At 33.7% G+C, this 12,440-nt stretch carries 7 protein-coding genes; all 7 read right to left on the bottom strand.

The genetic code is table 11. The annotated features are described in order from the left end of the window. Nucleotides 1-1,508 (bottom strand): hypothetical protein (locus tag D2K62_RS17245; protein ID WP_157967904.1); only part of this gene is annotated, 1,508 nt, incomplete at its 3' end. Nucleotides 1,509-1,626: 118 nt separating this feature from the next. Then, entirely contained in the window at nucleotides 1,627-5,454 is a 3,828-nt protein-coding gene (locus D2K62_RS17240) for an N-acetylglucosaminidase (RefSeq protein WP_112182159.1), read from the bottom strand. Nucleotides 5,455-5,641: 187 nt separating this feature from the next. Then, on the bottom strand, nucleotides 5,642-6,664 hold the full coding sequence (rfbB, locus tag D2K62_RS17235; RefSeq protein ID WP_112182160.1) for a dTDP-glucose 4,6-dehydratase: 1,023 nt from the start codon (nucleotides 6,662-6,664) through the stop codon (nucleotides 5,642-5,644). After that, nucleotides 6,665-7,519 carry a dTDP-4-dehydrorhamnose reductase gene (gene rfbD / locus D2K62_RS17230; RefSeq protein ID WP_117161819.1) on the bottom strand — a complete coding sequence of 285 codons (855 nt, stop codon included), beginning with the start codon at nucleotides 7,517-7,519 and terminating at the stop codon, nucleotides 6,665-6,667. Between the two features lie 13 nt (nucleotides 7,520-7,532). Continuing rightward, nucleotides 7,533-8,084 (bottom strand): dTDP-4-dehydrorhamnose 3,5-epimerase, encoded by a 552-nt coding sequence (gene rfbC, locus D2K62_RS17225; protein ID WP_112182162.1) that lies wholly within the window; start codon nucleotides 8,082-8,084, stop codon nucleotides 7,533-7,535. 14 nt (nucleotides 8,085-8,098) lie between these two features. After that, entirely contained in the window at nucleotides 8,099-8,977 is an 879-nt protein-coding gene (rfbA, locus tag D2K62_RS17220; RefSeq protein ID WP_112182163.1) for a glucose-1-phosphate thymidylyltransferase RfbA, read from the bottom strand. Between the two features lie 86 nt (nucleotides 8,978-9,063). Then, nucleotides 9,064-12,381, bottom strand: coding sequence for a glycosyltransferase (locus D2K62_RS17215; protein ID WP_112182164.1), 3,318 nt, complete (start codon nucleotides 12,379-12,381; stop codon nucleotides 9,064-9,066). Nucleotides 12,382-12,440: the final 59 nt, after the last annotated feature.

The raw sequence follows: 12,440 nt of genomic DNA, 5'->3' as shown, positions 1-12,440 counted from the left end.
TGCTTTCTCTCTGTCTCTTCTTTTATACTATCATTTAAACTAGGTGCTTCTAATATCCAGTCATATCGTAAGTTTGCTGTGCCGATATTTCCTTTTTGATGTTCGCTAGTTGCCCAATCTAATAAAGAACGGGCACTGTTATTAATACCTTTTTCAAGTCTTTCATCCTTTGGATAGGCTTCATATCCTTCTATAAATAATTTTAAGCTACCTGAAGAATTCGGATAATTACTTGCTTCATTATAATATTGATCTGCTGTTAATTGTTCATTTAATGCATATGTTAAGTAGTTGCTCGTTTTATCTTTTATTCTAGTAGCTAAAGCCGGAGCTTCTAAAATTCGTTCGTATCGAACACGGGCTGTTCCAAAGTTTTTTTGTTGATGTTGTTTGATCGCCCAATTCAGTAAGGATTCTGCGCTTTCATTAATACCTTTTTCTAATTGTTCATTTCCCGGATATAACTCATATCCCTCAACATATTTATTTACTGTTGAAGAAGAATTCAGCTGATTATTAGCACTTGTCACAAACTCTGCTACTGTTGGTAACCGCACACCTTTAATAGAATACGCCTGCTTTCTCTCTGTCTCTTCTTTTATACTATCATTTAAACTAGGTGCTTCTAATATCCAGTCATATCGTAAGTTTGCTGTGCCGATATTTCCTTTTTGATGTTCGCTAGTTGCCCAATCTAATAAAGAACGGGCACTGTTATTAATACCTTTTTCAAGTCTTTCATCCTTTGGATAGGCTTCATATCCTTCTATAAATAATTTTAAGCTACCTGAAGAATTCGGATAATTACTTGCTTCATTATAATATTGATCTGCTGTTAATTGTTCATTTAATGCATATAATAAGTAGTTGCTCGTTTTATCTTTTAATCTAGTAGCTAAAGCCGGAGCTTCTAAAATTCGTTCGTATCGAACACGGGCTGTTCCAAAGTTTTTTTGTTGATGTTGTTTAATCGCCCAATTCAGTAAGGACTCTGCGCTTTCATTAATACCTTTTTCTAATTGTTCATTTCCCGGATATAGCTCATATCCTTCTATAAATTCATCTAAAACGGCAGAAGAATTTGGTTGATTGTTTGCACTTGATACAAACTCTGTTGCTGTTGGTAACCGCACACCTTTAATAGAATATGCCTGCTTTCTCTCTGTCTCTTCTTTTATACTATCATTTAAGCTAGGTGCTTCCAGTATCCAGTCATACCGTAAATTTGCTGTCCCAATATTTCCTTTTTGATGTTCACTAGTTGCCCAATCTAATAAAGAACGGGCGCTATTATTTATTCCCTCTTCAAATCTTGAATCATTTGGATAAGCCTCATAGGCTGCTATATATGCCTTTAGCATTGCTGATGATGTACTTTGTTCACTTGCATAATTATCCCACTCATCTGCGGTCTCTATATTATTACTAGATTCTTCTCCAAATATAATAGTTGGATATAATAAAACAGTTAATAATGTTAAGAACAGAAAAAAATGCTTTGGTTTCAATATTCTCTCCCCCAAGAATAAAAATTCAATTTTCTTGCCTGCTTTCAATTTTTAAAGCTATTACTTTCAAAATAATAATAGCCTAAACGAAGTAAGTTATGTTTAGGCTATCATAATATTATTTATATACTGGTATATCAAAGTGTAATAACGGATTGTTTAATTGTTCATAGTAACTTTCAATTCTACTAATCTGTTTTACAGCCCATCCAATGTCTGTTGCATACTGATGTGAGGCAGGACTAGTAGGATTCCATCTCATTTTATATAGTGTATTTTGCACAGGATTAGCGTGAATATATTTCTCACCAATGAATTCAGCACCACCAATGATCGCTTTTTCTACACTTGTCCAACCATTCTTATATGCATAAATTGCACCAAGTCTTTTAGCATCACCATCATTTGCGCCAATACCATACATATTGTACACAGTTTTTATAGAGGATAATTTTGACTTATTATCATCGGTTGCAAGTATATAATTTCCTCCACTATCTATGCCGACTTGAATTCCAGTTGCTAATTCTGAGCCACCATTTCCAGTCTCTAAAAGGGCATGTGAGATTAAATAAATTTCGTTCACCAAATGCTCCTTGGTTGCTTCAATAAAGGCTTTTCCTTGACCACTTAAAACGCCCTTACCAACTAATAGTTTATTAAGCTCTGTGTATGATACACCTACACTTGAAGATAACACAAGATGTTGGAATATATTATTTTGGTTAGGATTTAAATATGCCAACACATCAGACTCAGTGGCACTTCTCCAAGTTGTGTAATTAATTTCATACCAGACATTACTATTATTAATCGTTGCACCTTTCTTTTCTCCTGTAATATTAAGACTAACGCTGCTTGTATCACCGTAAACATGGCTAGAAGATTTAGCATCAGAATGCACATCAATATCTGTATCAACTAATGAAACATGGACATATAGCGTCTTTCCATCATAACTGATTTTATACCATGTCGTGCTACCTTGATATGCTGCTCCTGTAACGGTTGATATAATTGATACAGTTGTTTTTTCAGTAGTAGCTTTGTATATACTGCTACTAGATAATGTTGCAGCTGTTCGGATATTTACATTTTTATTAATCGTACCTTTATTAACCCACGAACTATGAACATAACCTGGCTGACTACTGTATTTATCTGTTTGTGGATTCACTAACATTTGAGCTGCTAATGCTTGTGTTAATGAATACGAATAATTTGAATACTCTATTGTTTCTTTTTGAAGCTTAATACCTTCAACAGCAAGAGCAAGTCTTTCTCTTGCTGTATCTTTGATTGTATCATTGACACCAATAGTACTAATAATAACATTGTAACGGTGAATTGCAGTTGAAAAATCCGAATTTCTATGTTTTTCGCTAGCCCAATTTAATAAAGATTGAGCGCTTTGATTTAGACCATCTAAAAATCTTCCATCTTCTGGATATAGTAAATATGCTTCTTGATATGCACTTAATTGTGCAGAAGAGCTTGTTTCACTCTCTGCAATTGAAGCTAACTGATCGGCAGTTGGAATTGTCGTATTTTTCACTGCATAAGCTCTCTTAGCTTCTGTTTCTAGAACAGTAAGTTCATCCAATTCAGGTACACTTAAGATTAAATCATATCTAGTAATAGCACCAGAATAATTTTTTTCTTGATGTATCCGAGTACCATAATCGAGTAAAGAAAGAGCTTTTTCGTTCATTCCATCTACAAACCTCGTATCAGAAAGGTATAAGTAATAACCTTCGATATATGCGTTTAGTTGTGGTGTAGACGATGTCTGACTTTCCGCATACACTATTTGTTCATCCGCAGTACGGTATAATTGATCTTTTGCTGCATAGCTACGTTTTAATGTTGTACTTTCATGAATTGTGTCAGCTAAGACTGGTGCAGATAAAATTAGATCATATCTTAAAATAGCTGAACCAAATTTCCCATCTTCGTGTTGACGACTCGCATAATCTAATAATGCTAAGGCACTATCATTAATTCCTTGTTCAAATCGAGTATCACCTTTATACAAGATATAACCATCTATATACGCTTGCAGTTTAGCAGATGAATTTGTTTCGTCTGCTGCAATACTTAGTTGCTGATTTGCTGTAGGATATGTTGTTTTTGCAACAGCATATTCACTCTTGATTTTTGTTTCTTCTTCAATAGAATCGTCTAATACTGGAGCAGATAAGATCAATTGATATCTAAGAAGCGCCGAACCGTAATTACCTTGTTCGTGTTGTGTGCTTGCATAATTCAACAAATCCTGAGCGCTACTATTAATACCTTCCTTAAAACGTTGATCGTTAGGATACCAATTATATCCATCAATGTAAGCTGTCAGTCGAGCACTTGAGTTTGCCTCTTGTTTTGCAAAGTTATATTGAGCATCAGCTATCCTATAAATTTTCCCTTCAGTAGCAGCTTCTCGTTTTATTGTTGCTTCTTGTTTAATCCCAGCATTTAATACAGGTACAGATAAGATATGATCATATCTTACAATTGCAGCTCCGTAATCTCCTGCTTCATGGCGCTTCGTTGTATAATCCAGTAATTCTCTCGCACTTTCATTGATACCATTTTCAAATCTAGTATCATTTGGATATAAATTATAAGCTTCAACATATGCAGTTAATTTTGCTGAAGAAGTAGTTTGATTTACCGCATTGTTATATAGCATATCCGGTGTACGTTGTTTAGCTACCGCATATTCTAAATTAGTTTGTGCAGCCTTTTTAGTACTGTCTTTAAGCATAGGAGCTGACAAAATACTCTCATAGCGCAATATAGCTGAGCCATATTCACCTTTTTCATGTTGTTTAATAGCATAATTTAATAATGAAAGAGCACTTTCATTAATTCCAGTTGTGAATCTATTATCATTTGGATATAATTCATATCCATCTATAAAGGCAGCAAGTTGTGAAGTTGAATTAGGCTTATTTCTTGCTGAATTATATTGTTCATCTGCTGTAACAAATGTCATTTCTTGTTCTGCCAAATCTTTTCTAGATTCTACACTACTTTTTATTACTGCATCTAAAGCAGGTGCTGCTAGTATAGTATCGTATCTTACAATTGCAGCACCATAATCTCCAGCCATATGCCTTTTTTCAGCATAATTCATCAAGTCTAGTGCACTACTATTAATTCCTTGTGCAAATCTAGCATCGCTGGGATACACGTTATACCCCTCTATATAACTCGTTAATTGTGAAGTTGAATTAGGTTGCTTTAGAGCATTACTATAAAGCATATCTGCTGTACGTTTTTCCGCTATAGCATACTCAAGATTATATTCTGTTTCTGTTTTTGTATTCGAATTTAATGCAGGGGCCTCTAAAATCCTATTATATCTTAATATAGCAGAACCATAGTTACCTTTTAGATGTTGTTCCATAGCATAGTCTAGCAATGAAACTGCGCTCTCATTAATACCAGTTGTGAATCTACTATCCCATGGATAAAGAGCGTACCCTTCTATATAAGAAGCGAGTTGAGGAGAAGAATTGGTTTGATTCTTGGCATTGGTAAGTTTTTTATTCGCAGTTTCAAAAGTTTTACTTTGTTGAGCTAAAACTTTTCTAGCCTCTACACTAGCCTTTACTGCTTCATTTAAAACAGGTGCTGCTAGTATAGCATTGTACCTTACAATTGCGGCACCATAATCACCAGCTAGATGTCTCGTGTCTGTGTAATTTATCAAATCTATGGCACTACTATTAATACCTTCTTCAAATCTTGGATCGTTTGGATATAATTCATATCCGTTAATGTAGGAACTAAGTTGTGCAGAAGAGCTAGTTTGTTCTTGTGCTTGTTTATACAAAGAGTCTGCATCTTCACCAGTTGATTCTGCAAAACCGACAGGAATAAACAAACTGCTTAACAGTAATAATATAATAACAACAACAATTTTTTTCTTCTTAAATTGCATTAAATATCCCCCATGTTTTTTAAGACTTTTTTAAGCAATGTATGTGTTGCTTAAATACTAGTCTTATTATCTATTAAAATCCATATTAATTCAACACTTTATAACATAATTCTTTTAAAAAACCAAATACCCACAGCTAATATTAGCTGTGGGTATTATGCATCATTAATTTTTCATTGCTCTCAACTTATTTAATTGAATATTGTTTATCAAAATATTGCTTGTATTCTCCACTAATAATTTGCTCCCACCAATCCTTATTGTTTAGATACCACTGGATGGTTTGTACAATACCAGTATCAAAGTTATAAGTTGGCTTCCAACCAAGCTTTTCGAGTTTCGTTGGATCAATCGCATAGCGTTTGTCGTGCCCTAAACGATCTTCTACAAATTCAATTAATTCTTCTGATTTATCAAGTGCTTGAATAATTGTTTTTACTACTTCTAAATTTGTTTTTTCATTATGTCCACCGATGTTATAGACTTCCCCACTAATTCCTTCATGTAATACAAGGTCAATCGCAGAACAATGATCTTGAACATGTAACCAATCGCGAATGTTCTTTCCATCACCATAAACGGGTACCTTCTCGTCATTTAACACACGTGAAATAGTTAATGGAATTAACTTCTCTGGAAAATGATAAGGGCCATAATTATTAGAACAACGCGTAATATTCACTGGTAATCCATATGTTTCATGATAGGCGCGTACCAATAAGTCTGAAGATGCTTTACTTGCACTATACGGACTATTTGCTTGTAGTGGTGTTTCTTCGGTGAAAAAGGTCGTTGGATCAAAATCTAATTCTCCATAAACTTCATCTGTAGACACATGAACAAATTTCTTGATGTCAATTGCCTTTGCTGCATCTAGCAATACTTGAGTACCTAATACATTCGTCCGGATGAAAATTTCAGGATCAGTTATCGAACGATCGACATGACTTTCTGCTGCAAAGTGGACTACATAATCAAATTGTTCTTTCTCAAATAACGATGAAATCGATTTCCGATCCGTAATGTCTGCTTTGACAAAATGATAATTTTCATTTTTTTCAACAATTTGGTGCTTGGTTAAATCACCTGCATAGGTTAGTTCATCCAAATTATATATATGGTAATTCGGATATTTTTCAACCATATATTGAACAAAATTCCCACCAATAAAACCTGCGCCACCTGTCACAACTATTTTCTTTTTAGACATCTATCTCACCTCTTTATTTAATTGTTCTAAATAATGTGTTAAGGCATCCTGCCAACTTGGCAAACGTTGGAATCCTTGATCTTCTAATTTAGCTTTAGACATGCGCGAGTTCAGTGGGCGGACAGCACGCGTTGGATATTCCGCAGTCGGAATGCTCTCAACTGATATCTGTTTATCAGCCTGCTTAAATATTTCCTTCGCAAAGTCTGACCATGTACAAAAACCTTCATTGGATGCGTGATACGTACCATACTTATTTGTTTGAACAATCTCTAGTAACAACTTCGTCAGATCATACGTATACGTAGGAGAACCGTATTGATCTCCTACTACTTTTAATTCTTTATGTGTTTCGGAGAGACGTAACATGGTTTTTATAAAGTTATTGCCATTACTACCAAACACCCAAGAAATACGGATAATAAAGGCTTCATTTAATAATTCCTGGACACGTTTTTCTCCTTCAAGTTTCGTTAGACCATAATAACCAACGGGATTAGTTGGATCTGTTTCTGTAAATGGCTCTTTTCCTGACCCATCGAATACGTAATCTGTGCTAATATACATGAATTTTGCTTGTACTTGTTTGGCTGCAGCTGCTAGGTATCTAGTTCCGTTGACATTTACATCCCAACACGCTTCTTTATTATCTTCCGCTTTATCGACAGCTGTATATGCTGCACAATGAATGATCACATCTGGATTTATTTGATTCACATACTCATACACAGCTTGTTCATTTGTAATATCTAATTGATCGCGACCCGAACCATGTATTTCGAAACCTTGCTTTAACCCTTCCTGAACCACATCATAACCAAGTTGTCCGGCGTATCCTGTAACGAAAAGTTTCATAACACTACTCCTTCTAGCTAAAATTATTCTCTGCGTCTTCTAACAATGGCGCTTTTTCATCTTTTTCTGATAACACTGGGGTAATTTCTATCGGCCACGTAACGTTAATTGTCGGATCATCCCAACGAATGCCGCGATCACATTCAGGAGCATACCCTTCATCAACTTTGTATTGCACTTCAGAATTTTCTGTTAGTGTCATAAACGCATGAGCAAATCCTTTAGGCACAAGTAATTGCTTTTTGTTTTCTGCACTTAATTCGATGCCAAACCATTCGCCATAAGATGGACTTTCTTTTCTTATGTCTACAGCAACATCAAAGATGGAACCTTGTGTGCAACGAACGAGCTTCGTTTGGGCTTTCGGATCAAGCTGATAGTGTAACCCACGTAATGTACCTTTTGTTGCAGAAAATGATTGATTATCTTGGACAAAGTCAATATCAATTCCTGCTTCTTTAAATTTAGTTTCACTATATGTCTCCATAAACCAACCTCTATGATCTCCAAATACAGATGGTTCGATTACTTTTACACCAGAAAGTTTAGTTTCTATAACTTTCATGTATTCACCCCTTTTTAATATTTGATCTCTCCATTAGCTACTTTTAATAAATATTGACCATAACCTGTTTTAGAAAACAATTGACCTGATTTAGTTAATTGTTCTTTGGTTATCCAACCATTTATATAAGCAATTTCTTCTGGTGCGGATACTTTAATCCCCTGATGGTCTTCTACTGTTTTGACAAAATTAGTAGCCGAGACTAAACTTTCATGTGTCCCTGTATCTAACCATGTATAGCCACGTCCTAGAAGTTCCACTTCCAATTCTCCTGATTGTAAATACGCTTCATTAATAGAAGTAATTTCTAACTCACCTCTGCTCGAAGGTTTAACATTTTTGGCAATTTCCACTACACGATTATCATAGAAATATAGACCTGTTATCGCATAATGTGATTTGGGGTTATCTGGTTTTTCTTCTACACTTAGCACTTTACCAGTATCATCAAATTCAACGACACCGAATCTTTCGGGATCCTGAACATGATATCCGAAAACAGTAGCTCCTTCTTTTTTTTCGACAGCACGTTTCAAAATATTTGTTAAACCACTCCCATAATAAACATTATCGCCCAGAACCATAGCAACAGGATCATTACCGATAAATTCTTCTCCTATGATGAAAGCTTCTGCTAATCCATTTGGATTCTCTTGGACTTTGTATTCAAGATTAATACCGAATTGCGAGCCATCACCTAGTAATGCCTGAAAACGCGGAATATCATCCGGGGTTGATATAATTAGAATATCCTGAATACCTGCTAACATTAACGTGGATAGTGGATAATAAATCATTGGTTTATCATAGATTGGTAATAACTGTTTACTTGTTACCATCGTTAATGGATATAAACGCGTACCACTTCCACCTGCAAGAATTATACCTTTCATAAAACCATATCCCTTCTAGATTAAAAATATAGCGGTATGACACCCATAGCATCACACCGCTTAAATTATTACTTTTTATTCTATCCCTATTCACTTCGCTCTTCATTTTTTGATGTGTTTTCATAAAATTCACTGAATAGATCAACGAAGTCTTTAGAAGCTTGCAATTTATAGTTATGTTTTTTCGCAATATCGAATATGACATTTAAATTACTTTTAACTGCATTATATGAAAATTGTCTAATATACAAGTTTCTTGCCTTTTTAACCATTTTATCAGTCTCTGCTTCATTATTAAAGATATCTTTGATGACGACTTTCAACTGATTAAAATCACCAAAATCTGCATGTCTGAGATAACCTTGTCGAGATAGATCGCCTAAATCAGAAATATCGTTAGATATAACTGGCACTTTCATTGCTATTGCATCGGTAAATTTATACGGCATCTGATAATGACTAGCGGCGATATTAGGATCTAACCAAAGTATAACTAAATCTGATGCATAATTTATTTTTGCCATTTCATTTCTTCCTTGAGGTGGCAATACTTTAATTTTGTCTCCATACTGTTCTATTAATTTCTTTTGATCAGGTGTAACACGTGATCCTACAAATAGTAATTTGTATCTATCATCATCTAATTTGTCTAATAATTTTACTAATTCATATATTCCTTTATGTTTTCTAACTAATCCACCAAACAATATAATTCTATCATCTTTTTCAAAACCTAATTCATCTCTTAATTTATTTCTGTCATAAATATTAGGGTCATAGTGCTTTTCATCTTTTAGATTTCTAATATAGAAACTATTCCCACCAAAATATTGATCTAGAGTCTTATTGTGCGTTGTTGTTACCGGTACATCTTTTGATAATTTTTCAACAATTGTAGACCACTTCAAGCTGTATGGAGTAAGAAGTTCTTCATCCTTAAAATTCATCGATGTTGACTCTTTACCTTTTTCAACTAATTTATCTTTTTGTGGATTTGATACAACTGTTTCTAAGTCATTATATTCCAAGATAATAGGTTTTTCTAAGTGATAATTAGCTAATAACGCCAATCCTAAGCTTGTCAGTCTTGGTTTAACTGCATATATGATATCCCCATCAATTTGTTTTAATGCATCTGACATCATTTTAAATAAATCAGGGAAATTTGCACCTTCAAAAATTGTCATTTTAAAATCTGGAGTCTCATGTTTATAGGGAGGAAATATTTCTTCCTCAAAAAATCGGAAGCCCAATAATTGTACTGTATACGTCTTAGATAACGATTCAGCAATATTATAAGCTTTGGAAAAATGATTTCTACTCACATCCCAAGAAATTATTGTAATTTTAGGAAGTGATTCTTGGTTCTTTTTATCAGGTAAGCCATTCTTGAAGTATGATTCCAGGCTTGATTTAATTGTTTCTTGACTAGATGTGTCATCACTATGCACATGAGAAATTTGATTCCATTCTTTATTTCTTCTATAAATCACTAATAACTGATCTATATATAGTGGATCTCTTAAGAAAGTATATTTTAGAACTAAATCCCAGTCTTGCCTTCTTGGCAATTCTTCATTAAATCCTCCGAAATGGTCATATAATTCCCTTTTATGAACAAATGAATTTAGATCAATAAAGTTTTTCTCCATTAAATTATCATAATCAAAAGTTAAAGATTTACAAGTCTTAACTCTATAATTATTATCATGGAAATATACATCAATATAACGATTAAATATTGAATAGTAACCAGGATTATCAATAAGTTTAGTGAGATTAGCAAGTAGATACTGTGGATGCCAAATATTATCGGTATCTAAATAAGCGATATATTCTCCCTTGGCATTTTCCAGACCATGATTTCTCGCTTTTGCTGCACCACCCCATGGTAATTTAAAGTAGCGAATTCTTGAATCCATATATTTAGCAATCGTCTTTTCCGTGTTATCGGTGCTACCATCATCACAAATTAATAATTCCCAATTCGTGTAACTCTGCTCTAAAACACTTTTTATCGATTGATCTAAAACGTCTCCACGATTGTAGGTAGGCATAATTATGCTAATTAAGGGCTCATTTTTAAGATTATAAATATTTTTTTTAAGCTCATTTTCACTTCGCTCGATTAGTCGTTTGAAATTAGTTTCATTTTCACTATCACATATATCATTTACTGTTTTATAAAAAACACTATCGCTTAAATTTTTAAATGGGTTCTTCTCAGACTTATTGTTTTTTTTTGCTGGACGTCTTTTCTTTCTAATGTAAGCTCTTCTCACCAATTTCGCTACTGTATATGGTAACAAAATAAACTTCTTAGGAGATTTTAATGATGATACTAATATATCTCCCAATTGATATTTAATTGAGCTATACACTAATTCAAGCTTTTTACTTTGCTTTCTGAATTCCTTTTCCAATCTTTCCACTTTACGCTGTAAATTACTATACTTCTCTTGTGCATCTTTGTGTGTATCGTTTTCTTCTTTTAAGACACTAAGCTGAGCATTAAGTTGTTCAATTTCATCTGATTTATTATTAACTTGTTTTAGTAGCTCATTTGCTTTATTTTCTAAAGCTTCAAATTCGCTATTTGACTGTGAATTATCTATCTCTACTACTTCTAGAGCTTCTAATTTCTGTTTTAAATTCAATGTTTTCACAAGGTAGCTAAGTCTTTCCTTTTCCAGTTTCTCAGCAATGTTTTCATGAACTTTTTTAGATTCTAATACATTTTCAATTAGCATGTTTTTTTGGGTTTTTTCATAAAGTATTCCTAATCCATGAAATCCATGAACTTCTTCAAAAACCAAATCAAATTCCGATTCATTCAAGAAATCTTCAATTCCTGTTTTCACACCATTTTTGGGCGTATTTTCGTATACACTATTGTGTAAGTGTGCATTAAAACCTTTATCTTTAACTAGTTGGCTTGAATCTAAACGAATCCCTCCTTTTTTATGTGCCTGTCTATAATGAGCAGGAATATTTTCAGGATCGTAGTATAAATCTCTTCGACCGTAAGGCCAACCAATGTCATGTGCAAAAATTAATGGAAAGTTACCTTTGCTAAATGTTTTCTCAATCATCTTAAGTTCATGATAAACCGTGTACCAATTATGATCTCCATCTAAAAAAACAGCATCATATTCAGTTATTTTAGAAAGAGCGTTCAAACTCAATTCCTCTATGTAACTAAAATTTTCAGGATGTTCTTTTTCCCATGCTTCATACTCTTCAATTCGCAATGGATCAACAGTATAGAGAACAGCATCTTTACGAATACAATAATCTAAAATTTTCTTTGTATGCAATCCTTTTTGGGCACCTATTTCAACAACATTTCTTATATCCAATTCCTCGAGTATAGGATATATTAGTATTTCCCAAAATCTATTCATTTTATAGTGTATCTCCTGTCTATCATAGTATAGTAACCTAAACTTTATTATTCATTTAG

Origin of the sequence: Paraliobacillus sp. X-1268 (assembly GCF_003426095.1) — a bacterium.
GTDB lineage: Bacteria > Bacillota > Bacilli > Bacillales > Amphibacillaceae > Paraliobacillus_A > Paraliobacillus_A zengyii.
Note: the sequence above shows the minus strand (reverse complement) of the source record. Positions and strands in the feature narration are given on the sequence as shown.

What these genes read in the sequence shown, in the direction of transcription:
- D2K62_RS17215 (WP_112182164.1), bottom strand. Translation starts at nt 12,381, where the DNA reads ATGAATAGATTTTGGGAAATACTAATATATCCTATACTCGAGGAATTG.
- D2K62_RS17240 (WP_112182159.1), bottom strand. Translation starts at nt 5,454, where the DNA reads ATGCAATTTAAGAAGAAAAAAATTGTTGTTGTTATTATATTATTACTG.
- rfbC (WP_112182162.1), bottom strand. Translation starts at nt 8,084, where the DNA reads ATGAAAGTTATAGAAACTAAACTTTCTGGTGTAAAAGTAATCGAACCA.
- rfbD (WP_117161819.1), bottom strand. Translation starts at nt 7,519, where the DNA reads ATGAAACTTTTCGTTACAGGATACGCCGGACAACTTGGTTATGATGTG.
- rfbA (WP_112182163.1), bottom strand. Translation starts at nt 8,977, where the DNA reads ATGAAAGGTATAATTCTTGCAGGTGGAAGTGGTACGCGTTTATATCCA.
- rfbB (WP_112182160.1), bottom strand. Translation starts at nt 6,664, where the DNA reads ATGTCTAAAAAGAAAATAGTTGTGACAGGTGGCGCAGGTTTTATTGGT.